The 15,996-nt window shown below is 57.9% G+C and carries 14 protein-coding genes and 3 pseudogenes; 5 read left to right on the top strand and 12 right to left on the bottom strand.

The annotated features are described in order from the left end of the window. The first annotated feature begins 185 nt into the window (after window positions 1–185). From EOC93_RS02445 to EOC93_RS02435, 3 genes and pseudogenes are all read left to right on the top strand, one after another. A pseudogene (locus tag EOC93_RS02445) lies at window positions 186–718 on the top strand (MgtC/SapB family protein). 261 nt (window positions 719–979) lie between these two features. Further along, window positions 980–1,749, top strand: a pseudogene (locus EOC93_RS02440) (cytochrome B6); the annotation flags it as partial. Window positions 1,750–1,794: 45 nt separating this feature from the next. Then, the gene (locus tag EOC93_RS02435) at window positions 1,795–2,400 is read left to right on the top strand and encodes a DUF4142 domain-containing protein (protein ID WP_126104922.1); all 606 of its coding nucleotides are present in this window, start codon (window positions 1,795–1,797) and stop codon (window positions 2,398–2,400) included. Between the two features lie 866 nt (window positions 2,401–3,266). Here the strand turns inward: EOC93_RS02435 and EOC93_RS02425 are convergent. From EOC93_RS02425 to EOC93_RS02410, 4 genes are all read right to left on the bottom strand, one after another. Further along, entirely contained in the window at window positions 3,267–3,776 is a 510-nt protein-coding gene (locus EOC93_RS02425) for a DUF892 family protein (RefSeq protein ID WP_126104921.1), read from the bottom strand. A gap of 224 nt (window positions 3,777–4,000) precedes the next feature. Further along, window positions 4,001–4,129, bottom strand: a complete 129-nt coding sequence (locus tag EOC93_RS34565; protein WP_245458158.1) for a DUF982 domain-containing protein — start codon at window positions 4,127–4,129, stop codon at window positions 4,001–4,003. 697 nt (window positions 4,130–4,826) lie between these two features. Continuing rightward, a complete protein-coding gene (locus EOC93_RS02415) occupies window positions 4,827–5,063 on the bottom strand; it encodes a hypothetical protein (RefSeq protein WP_091600251.1) in 237 nt (78 codons plus the stop codon). A 302-nt stretch (window positions 5,064–5,365) separates the two neighbouring features. After that, window positions 5,366–7,285: a potassium transporter Kup gene (locus tag EOC93_RS02410; protein ID WP_126104920.1), complete on the bottom strand. Its 1,920-nt coding sequence runs from the start codon at window positions 7,283–7,285 to the stop codon at window positions 5,366–5,368. A gap of 1,491 nt (window positions 7,286–8,776) precedes the next feature. Between EOC93_RS02410 and EOC93_RS02400 the strand changes: the two genes are divergently transcribed. Further along, window positions 8,777–9,256: an NYN domain-containing protein gene (locus EOC93_RS02400; protein ID WP_127203768.1), complete on the top strand. Its 480-nt coding sequence runs from the start codon at window positions 8,777–8,779 to the stop codon at window positions 9,254–9,256. 344 nt (window positions 9,257–9,600) lie between these two features. On the opposite strand, the gene EOC93_RS02395 is transcribed toward EOC93_RS02400, so the two are convergent. The 8 genes and pseudogenes from EOC93_RS02395 to EOC93_RS02360 form a co-directional block, all read right to left on the bottom strand. After that, complete coding sequence (locus EOC93_RS02395; RefSeq protein ID WP_127203767.1) at window positions 9,601–10,200, bottom strand: hypothetical protein; 600 nt, start codon at window positions 10,198–10,200, stop codon at window positions 9,601–9,603. A 10-nt stretch (window positions 10,201–10,210) separates the two neighbouring features. Further along, window positions 10,211–10,405 carry a hypothetical protein gene (locus EOC93_RS02390; RefSeq protein WP_127203766.1) on the bottom strand — a complete coding sequence of 65 codons (195 nt, stop codon included), beginning with the start codon at window positions 10,403–10,405 and terminating at the stop codon, window positions 10,211–10,213. 359 nt (window positions 10,406–10,764) lie between these two features. Further along, window positions 10,765–11,380: pseudogene (locus EOC93_RS02385) on the bottom strand (IS1595 family transposase); the annotation flags it as partial. A gap of 180 nt (window positions 11,381–11,560) precedes the next feature. Next, window positions 11,561–11,974, bottom strand: a complete 414-nt coding sequence (locus tag EOC93_RS34385; RefSeq protein WP_206532208.1) for a hypothetical protein — start codon at window positions 11,972–11,974, stop codon at window positions 11,561–11,563. 358 nt (window positions 11,975–12,332) lie between these two features. After that, the gene (locus tag EOC93_RS02375) at window positions 12,333–12,677 is read right to left on the bottom strand and encodes a hypothetical protein (RefSeq protein ID WP_127203765.1); all 345 of its coding nucleotides are present in this window, start codon (window positions 12,675–12,677) and stop codon (window positions 12,333–12,335) included. Window positions 12,678–12,697: 20 nt separating this feature from the next. Continuing rightward, the gene (locus EOC93_RS02370) at window positions 12,698–14,335 is read right to left on the bottom strand and encodes a hypothetical protein (protein WP_127203764.1); all 1,638 of its coding nucleotides are present in this window, start codon (window positions 14,333–14,335) and stop codon (window positions 12,698–12,700) included. 27 nt (window positions 14,336–14,362) lie between these two features. After that, window positions 14,363–15,037, bottom strand: coding sequence for a hypothetical protein (locus EOC93_RS02365; protein ID WP_127203763.1), 675 nt, complete (start codon window positions 15,035–15,037; stop codon window positions 14,363–14,365). Window positions 15,038–15,218: 181 nt separating this feature from the next. Beyond that, window positions 15,219–15,575 carry a DUF2285 domain-containing protein gene (locus tag EOC93_RS02360; protein ID WP_348627583.1) on the bottom strand — a complete coding sequence of 119 codons (357 nt, stop codon included), beginning with the start codon at window positions 15,573–15,575 and terminating at the stop codon, window positions 15,219–15,221. A gap of 111 nt (window positions 15,576–15,686) precedes the next feature. Here EOC93_RS02360 and EOC93_RS02355 point away from each other — a divergent pair, with 111 nt between their 5' ends. Next, complete coding sequence (locus EOC93_RS02355) at window positions 15,687–15,968, top strand: hypothetical protein (RefSeq protein WP_127203761.1); 282 nt, start codon at window positions 15,687–15,689, stop codon at window positions 15,966–15,968. Window positions 15,969–15,996 lie beyond the last annotated feature (28 nt).

The raw sequence follows: 15,996 nt of genomic DNA, 5'->3' as shown, positions 1-15,996 counted from the left end.
TGCGCAGCCATGCATTCCTCCCAGAATGGTACGTTGAGAAGGGGAGGATTAGCGTCGCAAATTTGCATGCAAATAATCCGACACCGCAAGGTCGAAATGTCAAAACAGCGCACAGCCGCAGCACCCGCAGCGCTTGGGGAACCGGGCCGTCCCGATCACGTTGTGTCGGGCAGCCTGGATTACTCATGCAACAACTTCTCCAAGAATTCGGCCATCCGACATACGTCCCGTTTCCGGTCATTGCGGCGAGGCTTCTACTGGCGTCGATTTTCGGTGCTGCGATCGGTTTCGAACGCGAATGGCGAAATCGGCCTGCAGCGCTTCGCACGCATATTCTGGTCTGCGTCGCAGCGGCTACGTTCGGCATTCTGACGATTGAAATCGTTCACGCGCCGATATTTCTGCAGGATTCGGTAAAGGTCGATCCGATTCGCGTCGTCGAAGCGGTCACCGCTGGCGTCGCGTTCCTTGCTGCCGGATCGATTTTGTTTTCGAGAGGCGAGATCCACGGGCTGACGACCGGTGCGGGCATGTGGCTGTCTGGCGCAATTGGCGTGGCGGGGCTGGTCTGTGGCAGGTGGCGGCGCTCGGCACGCTTTTGGTGCTCGTCGCTGCAGGCCTTCTTTATAGTTTTGCAGCCAAGTCCGGCATTGGCGAAAACACCCTGCCAGGGAAGGCAACGTCGGGAGAAGAAGTGTCCAAGCGGCGCAAAAGCTGAGGACAGAGGCGAATACATAGGGTAGCCGCGCCGCCCAAGCTCAGAAATAAAAGTGCAGTGCCGTGCCAGATGCATTGACCGATTACGGGGCGCCTTGTGGCTTGGATACTGCGGCAGTACGCCACGTACTTCGTTCGCATGGCTCGTTCCCATTTGCTTGAGCGCACGAGTTCGCTCGAAGGCGAGCACCCTAGTCAAAGGCTCGCCAGTCAGGCCTAGCGGCCCTCCAAGATCCCCGCTCCAAGCTGCTGGCCCCACCGGGAGGGTCTGCGGCTTCTGTTGACGCCGTTCCCACAGGAGGAATTCAATCCGAGGACCGCAAGGTCGCCGCGCAAAGCATGGGCGTCGCCTGCCTCGATTGCCACGCCAATTTCAGCACCAACGCCGCCTTTCATCTGACGCCCGATGTCAGGCCGCAGGCAGCGCGCTTCCGCCTCGATCCGACCAGCCTGCGCGGCCTGTTCAACCAACAAATCCACGGGTCGAAACGGTCGCTGCGTTCAGTCGAGGATTTCACCGAATTCGAGCAACGCACCGCCTATTTCAACGGCGACCATGTCAGCGCTACCAGGAAAGGCGTCAACCTACCAGACCGCACCAATCAGGTGGCGATGATGGCGCAGATGCAGAACATCATCGACTTTCCGCCGGCGCCGAAGCTCGATGCGTTCGGAAAGCTCGATCCCGCCATGGCCAGCGAAAAGGAGCTGGCGGGCGAGCGGGTGTTCATGGGAAAGGGCCGCTGCTCGGCATGCCATGACCCGCAAACATCGTTCATGGACAACAACATGCACGATTTGAAACTGGAGCGCTTCTACAAACCCGGGCGGACCGTCAACGACATGGTGGAACTGCCCGACGGGCCGATCAAGACGTTTACGCTGCGCGGCATCAAGGACACGCCACCCTATCTGCATGACGGCCGTCTGATGACGCTGGCCGATACGGTGGAGTTCTTCAACCTGGTGCTCGGCGTCAAGCTCACCCAGGACGAGAAGGATGATCTCGTCGCCTATATGCTCGCACTTTGACACGCGGCAGGCCGACCGGTCGGCACATCTTCGGTGGAGGTTTTCATGCGTGTTCTTGCAACGACCTTGGGCCTGACGGCACTCTGCGCATCGCCTCTCTTTGCGCAGATCGGAAATCCGGCCGGCAACGCCCCGGACACATTGATGGACTCGCCGGGTCAGCCCATGCCGCATCAGGCGAACTATCAGGACCAGCTGTTCGCGCAGCTCGCCGTGGCCGGCGGCACGGCAGAAGTCGATTTCGGTAATCTTGCGAAAAAATCCAGCCATTCCGCCATCAAGGAATTTGCCAGCCGCATGGTCGACGACCACTCAGCGGCAAACGAGAAACTGAAATCGCTTGCCGAAAGCGACAAGATCCCACTGCCGCAAGGGCTCGACGACGAGCACAAGCAGCTGCGTGCCAAACTCGAAAAGCTCGAAGGGGCTGCGTTCGACCTTGCCTATATCAGCGGCCAGATCACCGATCACCAGAGGACCGTGCAACTGCTCGAATGGGAGATCGTTTCGGGCCAGGATGCCGACCTCCAGCATTTCGGCTCAGATACTTTGCCGACTGTGCTCGAGCATCTGCGGATGGCGCGCGACATCAAAGCAAAACTCGCAAGCCAGGCGCTCGCCGACGCCGCTTCGGGGCCGCCAAGAAAGTGAATGGGTTAGCGCGCCACGTAAAACGGCGGACCCAGTGCTTAAATTGCCCACGGCCGGCCATGCAGTTTTGTCGCCTTGATGATGGAAACCTTCGCTCGCTCGCAGCTCATTCCCCGCGAATTCCGGCTCAATGTCCCCGAATATCCCTTCAGGTCACGCCGCTGGAAGCTGCGCTTGCTTTGCAGAACCCAGCACTGAATATCAGAAGCTGCCCAGCCCCGTGGCATTGCTGAGCTTCCATTCGGTGCCGAGCCAACGTCTTCCACCCAACACGTGCGGCTGGACAGCCCAGAGAGAACAACAGGCACGGGACAACAAAGCGGAGATCGCAGGAACAGCAACTTGATGCTGCCGACTGGAAGCTCGCGACCAACGAGGCCATAGCTGCCCATCGTGGGGCCAGAGAAGTAGTCAAGGCGCTTCTCCTCGCTAACGCTGCCCTGGAGCGTGGGCTGGCTCTAGCGGCCGCTACTTAGAGTCATGAGTTTAGCAGGGATGGCACCGCCGAAGACGGTCCCAGCGACACCGAACAGGTTCGCGGCAGAGGAAGGCAGTCAGCATGCGAGACAGCTCCTGCCGCAGCAGAAGGCTCCCAATTCATTGTGGTCACCGCCTTCGACGCCGACGAGACCGGGCACCTTCAGGCTGTCTTCGGTCCAGCAGAGCAGCAGTCGGAAGATCGGGCAGTAAGGACCGCGAACGCTCTTGCGAGCAAACATGCCGCGGCTATTGCGTGGTCCCATGATGCTAACTCGGCGGGGCGAATGGGGCGAGCCGACGACCCTCTTTGTTCGAGGCGACGTGCCCGACTGGAGTGACGGGCTTGCGCGTCCGACGCCAGGCACCGCTCAGCCAGGTGCAGCAGATCAGCGCTTGGCAGAGTCGCTGTCCGTTTCGGCCCTCGCGAGGAACTCCTCGGTTGTCGACGGAAGATGGTCTTTCAACCATTCCGCCATGGCGACCTCCTCTCGCAGGTTCTCTTCGCAAGCCCGCACGACCTCGGTTTCGCCCAGCGATTCAGCGGCGGCAATGAGGATCGTGTAGGAGGCGATTTCCATGTGTTCGAACGTGTAGCTCGCAAGGGAGCCCTTCATCACCTCGTCGCCTGCGAAGACGCCACTCAAGGATTGCGCCAGGGCAGTCAACTTTCCGCCAGCATCCTTCATAGTGGATGAACCCTCATCCATCCGGTCGAGACAGGCTTTCAGCCGAGCAGCCTGTTCCCTCGTTTCATCAAGGTGCAGACGCATTCGATCGCTGAGTTCCGGATAGTTCTCAATACGGCTTAGCTGCCCGTTCAACATTGTTTCGGCCTGCTCTTCCATGGCATGAGCGTCCCGAAGCCATTGCACCAGCCATTCTCGCGACTCTGACATTTGAAATCTCTTTTGTGACAAAAGAGAACTGCCGAACTGTGAGATTGTTCCTAGTGAAGCGGGCCTAGGTCTTCTCGCCCTTCAAATCCTTCACACAGCCTTGACGCACGGCTGAACGGCCCTGCGAAGCTACGTACGCGTTTTTTGATGTCCTTAGATGCCGGTCTGACATGCTCCTGACGCCCTTCCAGTGATTGGGCCGGGTCGGAAACAAACCCGGAGCGCTACTCACGGGACCGTAGCACCCCCTCCTCCTTGGCAGCAGCCTCGAAGGCCTGACGGACATCCATCGGGGTCGCCCGGTTCTCAAACGCGTCAACGCAGGCCTGGACCGCCTTCCTCCACAGGTCCACGCTTGGACCACTTCATGAGTTCCTCGGCTGCACTCTCTAGGTGGTTTACTCCGTAGGTCGTCCCAGGCCGGTCGGTCTTGACGTACACCGGAGGGGAGAACCAATAGGTAACCATTAGGGGAATGTAGGGCGGCTATAGAGCTTCGTCGTCTCTGGCCTTACCAATCGCCTCAAGTAATGAAGCTAGGGTTGGGCTTAGCTCTGTGTCGACTGGCCCAAACAGCTTCTGTACATGACGACGATTGTCTTCGGTTCCGATCAACTCCCGAACGGCGTCTGCAAGGGACTTATGCCCAGCTATGTCGCGCTTTATCATGTCGGCCGAGGTTCCCCGCCTTTTGCGTAACCCGCAGATCAGGGATGGTTGCATTAGGGGAACAAATGCAGGTCCACGTCGGTTAAAGACTTGCAGCGGTCGATCCGTCTCGGTGCAGCCACTGTCGAGGTCCGTCGCCAATTCCTCTCGGTGGCGGACCTCCAACGATAGTTACAGCGGGACTAAAAAGTAGGCCCAATCTCGCGCTCCAGGGCGACGCGGGCCTTCCGTAACGAGACGAGCAGCCGCTCCAGTAGGCCTTCATCCAATTCGGATGCTAGGCCCGAAACGCCCGGTCGTGCTCAACGATCCGGTCCTGTATCGACACTACGGTTTCATAACGAGCTACAAGGCTCGTGAGGACTTCCTGATGATCGGAGGTCATACGCTGCCCGTTCTGGGCAAGGAGCGGGCATCAAGCTTAAGGCGTTCATAAAGAACGGCCTCATCGAACTCGCCGTCCGAGAACAGTGCCATTACGCTCACGCTCAGGCGCTCCGCCTGCATGCTACTAACGGAGATACCTGCCTCGGCGCAGACACGATCAAAGACCTGCTTCAACAAAGCCAGGTCGCTGGGATAGGCAATGCCACTCATTGAGCTGGTGTTACTGACCATAGCTGTTCCTCCCATTAGGGCGGAAGCGTGGCCGTCGCTCAACGGCGATGCCCATGATGTAAATCGCCGATGGAAGCAGGCTACTCCGATTCATGCGGAGAGTCTGGGAAAGGGCTGCTGGAGTTCTGCTCACCGAAGTCGCGCCTCCCGAGACAGAACCCAAGCAGCGATCCTTGGTCAATTCCTAAAGATATCAAGAGTTGGAAACGTACCAAACAGAGGATGGGGATGTTTGGTATTCAGTGAGGCGCTTTCTATGGACACGCTCAAGTGGCTTCTCAGCTGCTGAACTGCGGCATGCACTAAATCGCCACCTGCGTTCCGATCTCAACCACACGTCCGGTCGGGATCTGGAAATATTCCGTTGCGTCGGCCGCCGTGCGCGCCAGCCCGATGAACAGCTTGTCCTGCCAGACCGGCATGCCGGAATTGGGCGAGGCCTTGAGCGAGCGCCGCGACAGGAAGAAAGAGGTCGTCATGATGTCGAACTTCCAGCCCTGCTTGCGGCAGATCGCCAGCGCGCGCGGGATATTGGGCTGCTCCATATAGCCGAAGGTCAGCGTCACCCGCATGAACAGCTCGTTGATCGTTTCCATCTTGACCCGGTCACTGTCGGGCACGACGGGTTGTTGCGCCGTCACCACCGAGAGGATGACATTCTGTTCGTGCAGCACCTTGTAGTGCTTCAGGCTGTGCATCAACGCGGTCGGCGCGCTGGCGGGATCGCTGGTCAGGAACACGGCCGTACCGGACATCAGCTGCGGTTTCCTCTTCAACAGATTGCCTGCAAGGAAATCCAGCGGGATCTCGTTCCGGCGGGTCTTTTCGAACAAATAGCGGGTGCCGCGGATCCAGGTCCACATGGTCAGCACAATAACCGCGGCAATGGCAAGCGAGGACCAGCCCCCTTCAAACACCTTGACTATGTTGGCTGCAAAGAAGCCGGTATCGACGAAGGCGAACACCGCCATCAGGGCGACCGCGACGCCGAGCGGCCATTTCCAGATGCGCGTCATCACAACAAAAAGCAGTATGTTCGTCACCAGCATGTTGCCGGTCACCGAAATACCGTAGGCCGAGGCCAGGCGGCTGGATTCGCCGAAGCCGACCACCAGCAACATCACCACCAGCGCCAGCATCAGGTTGATGCGCGGCAGATAGATCTGGCCCGACTGTTTTTCCGACGTGTGCTGGATGACGAAACGCGGCAGCATATTGAGCTGCACCGCCTGTCTGGTCAGTGAGAAGGCGCCGGAGATCACCGCCTGGCTGGCGATAACGGTCGCCGCCGTCGCCAGCACGACCATCGGAATAAGCGTCCAGCCCTGGTTCATCTCGAAGAATGGATGACCGACAACGCCGCCATTTGCCAGCACGAAGGCGCCTTGCCCGACATAGTTGAGCAACAGACAAGGAAACACGATGGCCAGCCAGGCAAGCACGATCGGCTTGCGCCCGAAATGGCCGAGGTCGGCATAGAGCGCCTCAGCGCCGGTGACGGCGAGAAAAACCGCACCAACCGTGACGAAGGCGACTTCGGGCGAGTTGATCAGGAATGACACGATGTAATGCGGGCTGATTGCCAGCAGGATTTCCGGGTCGTCCATGATGTGGTTGAGGCCGGAAAGGCCGATGGCCAGGAACCACAGCGCGGTAACGGGCCCGAACACCAATCCTACGCCACCGGTGCCAAACCGCTGTACCGCAAACACGATCGCCAAGATGGCCAGTGTCAGCGGCACCACATAGGGCTGGAATGTCGGCGTGACGACATTCATACCTTCGACCGCCGACAGCACCGAGATCGCCGGCGTAATGACTGCGTCGCCGAAAAAAAGCGCCGCGCCGACAATGCCGATGCCGAGGATCACCGCCGAGCGCGTCGGGAAACTGTTGCGCGCCAGCGCCATCAGCGACAGCACCCCGCCCTCGCCGCGATTGTCCGCACGGAGCACGAACATGATGTATTTGATGGTGACGGTGATCGTCAGCGACCAGATAATCAGCGAGAGTACGCCGAGGATGTCGCCACGGTTGGCGACGTTGCCACCGGCCGATGCGTGCAACGCCTCTCGGAATGCATAGATCGGGCTGGTGCCGATATCGCCGTAAACCACGCCCAACGCGCCCAGCATCAGCACCTTGGTGCTGTGCTGCTCGACCTCAGAATGGCTCGATTGTTCGACAGGTTCTGCCTCGTTACCAGCATTGGTAAGGGCCATGGACGACACTCCGATAAGCGGGCGGTGCTCTACGCTTGCTGCACTGCAATATCAAGTGCCGTCACGTAATGTCTGCGTCTCGGTATTGCCTATCGCTCGTCGGCTTCGCAGACTCGTCAGCCCCGAAGCGGCTTGGGAATTTTTGCGAGACTATGCTGAAGCTCCGGGAGCAACGATGCCCGAGTCAGTATCGGATTAGGTCGATGCTCGGGCGCGCGAGCTCAGATGCCGAGAGCTTAAATTAACGCTGTAGCCGTGTAACAGACTGTGTAACAAATGCCGCGAAAAGCTCAATATTTTCAAGGACGTAAGCGTCAAGTCGAAAGACGCCCTGTCCGCCAAACCATTTGTGGACCGGCTCCATTGACCAGAACCGAGGACCTAGAGATCGAGCATCTAGCCGCTAACAACCCCTATTTTTTCAGCGTGCCATGATTCTCCACGGTCTACCAGTCGTTGGCTCCCTTCGCGAAAGACGGCCAGGCATCGGCTATCGGTCACACTTCGCCGCGGGAAGCGAGGCCGTTCGCCCTCCAGATTTGAACCGCGATCAACCGCCCGCGTTGAGGCGGATGGACCAAGACATCCAAAGCCTGCACAGGTCTTTCGGGCTTGAACTAGACATGTCCATGGATGCATGGGATAGCAGAAAGACTCCAGAGAGTCCGCTTTGCGGTTATTTTTCGGATAACGTTGCAGCGCAATAGAGTCTGGACGAACCATTGTAAGGTCAAACCAAACCGAACTTGCGCTGGCAGGTCTGTGTCTCTAAGGTGTTCTTGGGTGTAAAAGCCGGGGGGCAGTCATGGCCATTCGTCGTCTGTGCGTTGTCGCTCTTTGCGTCACGTCACTCATTGATTGCGCTCATGCCGAGCAAGCCTGCGATCCAAACTACACGGGTGGTTGCGTCCCGATAGCCAGCGATGTCGATTGCTCATCCGGATCCGGCAATGGCCCAGCGTATGTAGGCGGGCCTGTCAATGTCGTAGGTGCAGATATCTATGATCTCGACCGCGATCACGACGGGATAGGCTGCGAAAGGGGCTAGAACTGCGCTACCCAGCCGTAGGGTAGTAGCTGCGCTATAATCGATTACAGGCAAAAATAGGCCGGGAGGTCCTTTCCGAAGGCGCTACCGCTTCCTACATAGGCTTTGGCTGAGCGCTTAACGCTATTGGGACATTTATTTGTCTGCATCCGATCGGTGTTATTGACTTGGTAACCGCCGGCTCCTAAACCCCATACAAGCCGCTTCGGCGGCAACGAGATAAACAGTGAGCCAGCCCATCCGATAAGTTTCCGCGATCGCGGTACTTGGATGGGCTGGTTCCGTTTTATAGATGCTACAAGCTCGCTACGCCATTCTCCTAGACGGAGGCTTCGTCACTAGGAAGCTGAGCGAAAAGCTTGGGACCCCCCCCAACAGCAGCGGATGTCGTCGCCCTGTGTGATGCAATCCGCGCGAACGCGCATCTAGCAAGCTATGAGCTTATGCGTATCTATTATTATGATGCTCCGCCGTCGCTGGAGACCGTCAAGTTGCCAGTAAGCGGAGCCGAACATCCGTTAGCTGCGACCGACAGAGCGCGACACGCGCAAAGTCTCTATGACCAACTGGAGCTTACAGAAGGGTTTGCGCTTCGTATGGGCGAAACGCGCCTGACGCCCTTCCACTGGAAGCTGAAGCCTGCAAAGGCCGCCCAACTAATCAAGAAGTCGCGCGACCTGGTGGATGGGGACTTTGCCCTAGACATCAATCAGAAGGGCGTGGACATCCGTATCGGCCTAGACATGGCGCGCTTGGCGCTAAGAGACATGGTTCGAGCAGTAGTCGTGGTCACTAGTGATAGTGACTTTGTACCGGCGTTCAAGTTTGTCCGACGCGAAGGCGTCAAAGTGATGCTATGCAGCCTTGGTCATAAGGGCGCGCGACGCGAGTTGAGGGCGCACGCCGATTTCGTGATCTCCTAGCGATCGCCTTCTTTGCGCTTCCGGCGCACCAGTTCCCTTATCTGTTCATTGGTGAGCTTCGGCGCGTGCGCGATCTTGTTGACCACGGCCTCGAAGGCAGCGTCCGACTAATCGGTTTTCAGTTCGCGCGCGGCCTCTCGGAACTTTGCGGCTTATCTGCTGGCTTAGACATAGGAATATAGACTCCGATTCGTGCGTATGCTAAACGAATGGGCGGGGAGTGATCCCCGCCCAAACTCTATCTTATGAGGCGCGGTTGGGAATAGCCCGCCGCGTGCGGTAAGTGGAGCATGGGTTTGCTCCAGTCTCCCGGCAACTGTCCAGTGGCGGGTCTGGCCGCCGGATCAAGCGGAACTGTCATTTGGAGAACCTGCAAGTTCTCCGGTTTCTGGGGAGGCTTTCGCCTCCCCATTCTCGTTTTGCGTCTTGTCCTTATCGACGCCGATCAAATCATCTATATCCGTCTGCCAGCCGGCCCGCTTGGGGTCTGCCACCTTCATTCCATCGCGAACAATCTTGCGTGTCCCTTTCATATTGCTCAACGTGGGACTGATCGTTGACATGGGCACTTCGGCCCCCTTCAAAACGGTCAGTTCTGACTGCAACTCGTTCGCTGTCCACCAGACCCTATCGCTGGCTCCCAACACGATAAGTATCAAGCTCTCCACAGATTCCTTGGTGGGGTCGACGGTATAGGCTTCAACCTTCAGCGGCGGAAGTGGAGGTGGGGGCGGCGGCCTAGGCGGAATGGGCCTTGAGACGCTGTTTAGCGTTACGCCGCCCCCCGCTGGCTCCACCCTTACAGGCGGCATGTATTCTCCTAAGCGCTTAAGAACACGCTCCGCGAAGGCCAGTTCGGACAGCTCCAGCTTTCGCGCCTCGATTTCCGCTTCGAGTTGCTCACGCCGTGCCGCGACGTCGGAAAGGGACGGGTTCGTTTTCATGAGTCCTTGTTTACTCTACATCAAGCGAGAATGCAATCGGCGCGATTGATTGGTGAGCGAACATTAAGAGAACAATCAAGCCAAGAAAGACATTCAGATATGCGCAAACCGCCATAAACCAAGCAATGCCCAACCCGGTTGAAACAATCTTGACCAACGGTTGATTCTCTGCAATACAGACATTGGCGCCCGTCGTCACATTCATTGTCCCAAGCTTCAAGCGTCTTTGATAGCTTGGGGCGCAATGAAGCGCTCCAAGAGCCGCTAGGCTTTCACCTAGCAACTCATGGAGTATGACAATGGTTGTATGTTCGTGGCCTAAAGCGGTGGCTGTCCGGAATTATATCCGGTTCCGCTTTGGACGGTGGGAGAGCGTTTGCTCTCATTGCCGTTCTTACCCCTATCAAGGTTAGCCGCCTAAGGGGTAGGTAAAGAAGGCGACGGGCGTCACCTGCATACATCATGAATCATTCGCGAGTCCGCGTCAAGGCCGGCGCCGTTTGGCAGTCCGCCAGAGGCGGCAACTCTAACTGTAGCGGCCTCCGAAAATGCGTCCGCTTTTCGTCAAGCAGGTCTCTGAGATGTGAGGCGCTTACCGGCGGCCCCCTTCAAGGCGATGAAAGCGCGGGTGCCGTCATCAACGCCCATTGCAATCCGGTTTGAATAGCGGAAATCGAGTTCGGGAAGGTAGCGGTGCAGATGGTGTTCTGCGCAATGCTGATAGACGCCCTTCATGCCGCGCTTGAAGATCGAATAGAAGCCTTCCACGGTGTTGGTGTGGACCGTGCCGCGAACGTATTCGTCCTTGGAATGCGTGACGAAATCGTGAGAGGCGAATTCCTGGCCCACGCGACGGTAGGCGCCAGCCTCATCCGTCATCAATGCGCTTTCCTTGGCGAGTGTTGGCGCGCACGATTGGCATGATTGTTGCGATGCGGGCGGTATCGACATGGAAAGAGCGTGCACGACCGCCGCGCTCGACAAGCGTAACCACGGTCTTCTTGTGGCCGGTGCCACGAGTTACCGGGGTATTGGTCAGGCGGCCGATCTAGGTTTCGTCAACCTCGACAGTCTTGCCGTTGCCGCCGAGCGGCGAGAGGTCGCCAGACGCCATTGCAAGGCGAATGCGATGGTACAGGAACCAAGCGGCCTCATAGGTGCATTCGAGTATCCGGATGACGGCTCGCTCGACCTGAGCGCCAACGAGCAAATTCTGGTCGACGATGTCGTGCGCTACTGGCGCGATTTCGTGCGCACAGGCAGCTCCGACGTCATGAAGCTAGATGGACGACAAGGACTGCCGGGCTTCGCAGAATCCTTTACTGCGCAGATTAACACTGTCTACCCGGCCACGCCGCTGTCAAGAGCCTTGGTCTTCGCCCCTCGAGCGAGTCGAGCCAGCGACCGAAAGGCGGGCTGTAGTCCTTGGGGCTCTGCCCACGGCTGCAGGAGGGGATCCAACGGCCGCGCGTCTGAGGTGAAATACCGTCGCCCAACAGGCGCCGTGCTGATTGCGCTCCCACTTGAGATCGGGATTCTCCTTGAGCCGGCGATGCTGACGCAGCAGCATGTTCACGATGACCATCATCTCGCCAGACACGCGGGTTTCGCCCGACACCATCCGTTGAATTGCCCGAATGGTCGCGGAGAAGTCGCGATAGTCACGGTTCTTGTCCATGAAGTGAGAGCCTGGCGTGAGCATTAGCTCCTTGAGTGCAGCGTTGAATTTCTGCGTCAACTTTTCCGGGGTTGGAAGACCATTGATTTCGACCATTCTTTGAACGGTTGCATCAGGCGCACCAATCCATATGGGCGAAGTACGGGGCCCGGGAAAATACAGCCCTTTTTGACGACATTGGCGATATCGCCGAGAGCGTGTTGGCCGATTTGCCGATCTTGGCAGGACTTTTTACAAAGCGCCGGAAGCTGGCGTCGGATTCAAGCTTCCCTACCGCCGAGACACGATGCCCAAAGGCTTCGGATGGTTCGCCGGCCTCAACTAGACGTCGCGGCATCTCGCACTTGAGATCGCAGGGCACGGCGAAGGGATTGTGCAGACCACAAACTCCCATCCGGGTGGTGACGAAAGCCGTAACTCTGCGTGAAAGGTTCCAGCCTATGCAAATGATGGCTCAGGCGGCTCTCAGTCTTGCGATATCTCGGATGGAGCCGATGCGAACCGTAATCTGGTCAGCCTCCAATTTACCAATGTCGGCGTTGCGCTCATGAAGCCTGTTCACGATGACCTGATTGAGTTCGTAACCTCCCCGTTTGGCAAAGACGTATCTGTATTCCTGCTCCGCAGCGTAGGTATCGCGCTTCAAAAAGGGAAGGTGTGTCGGGTTCTTGATATCGACCCCTTCGGCCACGGCGGCATCCGTTCGGTAGTAGGTAATCCGATCCGCTCGCAACAATGGTCGATCGAGCCGGGTAAGACGGCTTCGGCGCAATAAGGCGCCAGCGATGCGGTCGAGCAATGCCTGCTCATCGGCAATTTCTATGCACGCTCCCCCGAATTTTCGCAAACCGGCATCATGTCCGCGCGTTTGGTGTGCAGGAACGCGCTTCGATCCGCGCCGTTCAACTCCGTTTCCGCATCGACGCATAAACGATCACGCCGCGAGTGACGAAGGCGACCTGTTTCCAGCAGCTGCCGTTGGCGGCGTTCTTCGGCCTGTTCTTCCATCTTGGCTTTGCGGCGGGAAATCGCATGGCCGATAGGCAGCCCTGCATTCCCATAGGAAAGAGGCCCGTTTCCTTCCAGCATCTGCACAATAGTTTCGACTTCGCCGATGATCTTGGGCGCCCCGACCTCCGAGCGCAGCGCCCTGTCATACGTCAAACCGGATTCCTGGTGAACCGATTGCAGCCACTGCTCGACCGTTGTGCCGGCTCGTTCGTGTTCGGGAAGCTCGCCAAGTATCCACCCTACCCGCTGCACGGTCTCCTGAATCAAAGCGGTTCTTTGGTTTACAGCCAGGGTCCTCGCGTTCCATTGTTTAGCGAACGCCGGGGCGAGTATGACACCGAAGCGTTGCGGGATAAGGACACCCTCACCGAGCAAATATTTTATATAATTGTCGACCGCTTTCCAGGCCGGGGCGAAACGGGCATCGATCGCGGTGACATCGTCTGCCACCTCGCCAGACACACGCAGAAAGGCTTTTTGGATCAGCCGGCGTTTTTCCAAATGGTTGACGATCGGCACGGCTTTGCACGGGGCGTTGCCGAGGCAGCGATCATGAAAGACCTCGGCCAGGATGATGGCTTGCCATACCGCCGGCGGTTCGGAAAAACAGGCGAAGCCCGGGACGTCGCGGCCGACAAACTTTGCAAGACCGATCGCTTGAAGCTCGAGCTCGCGTGGGACGACGAAGTCTCGGCCGACCGGGTTCGCCAATGCCTGTCTGTATGCTGCCGCTGTTTGCTCGACCCGGCTTCGGTATTTGGCCGTCGCGGCAGCCTCACGCCTGCCCCGTTCTTGCTGCCATTTGAGCTCATCTGCGTCTTGCTTGGCCCGCGCAGCTTCGATGCCTGGATGATAAAGCCACCGACGAGTTGCGGTTTTCAGCACCGCATCGTTGATGGCATCCCTTAGCGAGTCACGCGGAAGCTTGGACAGATCGATTTCGACGGCGGGGATCTTGTGTTCCCTGAGGCGCTGGATTTTGGCGCTGTCCGCGAAATGGGTGACGGCGACCTCGACGAACAGGTCATAGCCGAGTGCGCGAACATAGAGGTCGGGAATGATGGCCTTGGAATCGTTGTACTCGAGCCGAAGAAATTCGGTTTCGACCTCAAGGCTGGGCTTCATCACCAGGCGTTTGTTATCGAGCCCAAGCCGCTCTGGCAGGATCAGCTTCGGATTGCTGCGAAACGCTTCCTTTGCCAGCAAATGCAAAACCGTCTCCGGACCGCCACCACAGGCCTCAACATCGTGGTGGGCGAAATGCGCCACCCGATGATCCTCCTTCAGCCGGGCCACCAGTTGCCCATTGCAGGCCGGGCAGACGCAGCCGCAAGCCAGCCCGCGCGCGACCTCGCCTATATGAGCGAATGTCCCGTCGGGGCGCCTTCCGTAGACGAGTTGCGCTCGATCGGTGCCGTAGGACTTCTGCGCTTGCTCGTGATCCATGCTTGCGACCTGGGAGCGTTCATTTGATCAAATGGGTTCAAGTTCCGCCAGGAATTCCGGCATCGCTTCGGATATTCGATTGTACGCAAGTTCGAACAAGCCGAGCGAGCCAAGCAGCGCATTGGCGATCATGTCGACGGTGCCCTTTGTATCCCTCAATCCGCGTCCGAAATCTGTCAAATACCGTGGAGGGTCGGGCTTAGAATATAGTCCGGCGACGCCGGACCAATTCGGATGTGCGATTTCACTCAGGCTATCGTAGCTGGCACGCACCCCCCGTACGGCTTTGTCCATGCGGTCGATACAACTCAAGATTTGCATGGCCTGTGGCCCGTCCGGCCATTTACGTGAGCCCACGAGCAGCCGTATCAGCAGATCGTTCAGGTCTTGCGGTGAATGGGTATGCCGCGCATCGAGAATCTCCCAGAGTTTCCACACCAGGGCAGCATTCTCGGTAAGCGCTCGGGTCAGAAGGGCGGCAACGCTCAGGTCCTCGCGTTCAAGAGCATCGCATGCATTGCGCGCCAGCTCTTCGCTCCGCCAGATCAGCGCTTCGCGTGCGCACAGCAATTGGAATGGTGCTTTGGACCAAACGCCTAGAGCGGCAGCGTCGATACGAGCCGGCAGATTTTCGCGCAGCCTGTTTGCAAACTCGCGCGCTTCGACAAGCTCTGCAGAAACCATGTTTGCAGCGCCCTTCATTCTTCCTGCCCCATTAGCTGTGTAACAAACTGTGTAACAAACAGCACGAATAGCTTAACATTTTCAGTGCCATGGGCGTGAAATCGAAAGACGCTCTCTCCGCCATATGCCATTGATTTAACTCGATATTTCGTCGGCATCAACTTTCGGCCCCAATTTCGGCCCTAACGGGACAGACCCCTTAGTGAGTCGTGGGGCTCGGGAACAGGAACTTGTGCCCTTCCTTGAGAATCCAGCGGGCTCGCTCGAGATGCGTTACCCAGGCTCGGTGCGCCCGCTCCGGTTCCTTATCGGGATCGATATGCAGCACAGTCCTGGCAACCCAGCGCCAATCCTCGTCGTCGTAGGCGGCGTCCAGCAGCCACATATACGTGGCGACGCGTTTATGGTCGTATGGGGTGAGGTAGGGCTCGCTTGGCGCTTCGTCCGCGACCTCGGGATCCGGAAGCGGGTTGATCAACGCTTGGCCTCTTTCTTGGGGTAGCCGATAGTGCTCATCGGTCCAATATACATTGCGCATATTGCCATTCAACGCCACGATCTCCCTCTGCCATATCAATCGATTTTATCCGACGTGTCACATCCGCGTGATCTAGCGGCGCCCAATAAAACCGACTAAGGGGGAACGCGGGTTTGGGGGAAAATTCTCGTGAATAGCCAAAAAGACGCAGAGCGTATCCGTGCCGAAATGTTGATCGCACAGGCGATATACGACGCCATTTGCGAGATGAACGGATCTTCGTACAGGCAAGACAAAGCACCTTTGCGGTGGGATACTTCGTCAGGCCAACCATTGAGCCTGATGAGTATTGACGGCTTTTTCGAATTGCGGGAACTCGCCCGGCGCATAGCATCGAAGATCGACACGCCTGCGCTCATCAGTCTCAAAAGCCTCACCGCGCAGCCGTCAAAAAAGATTGACTTCCACTAGGATCGATCTTCGGCAACACAATTCGTTT

This window comes from Mesorhizobium sp. M6A.T.Ce.TU.002.03.1.1 (genome assembly GCF_003997275.1).
Taxonomy (GTDB): domain Bacteria; phylum Pseudomonadota; class Alphaproteobacteria; order Rhizobiales; family Rhizobiaceae; genus Mesorhizobium; species Mesorhizobium mediterraneum.
This window is presented reverse-complemented; position numbering and strand designations above follow the sequence as displayed.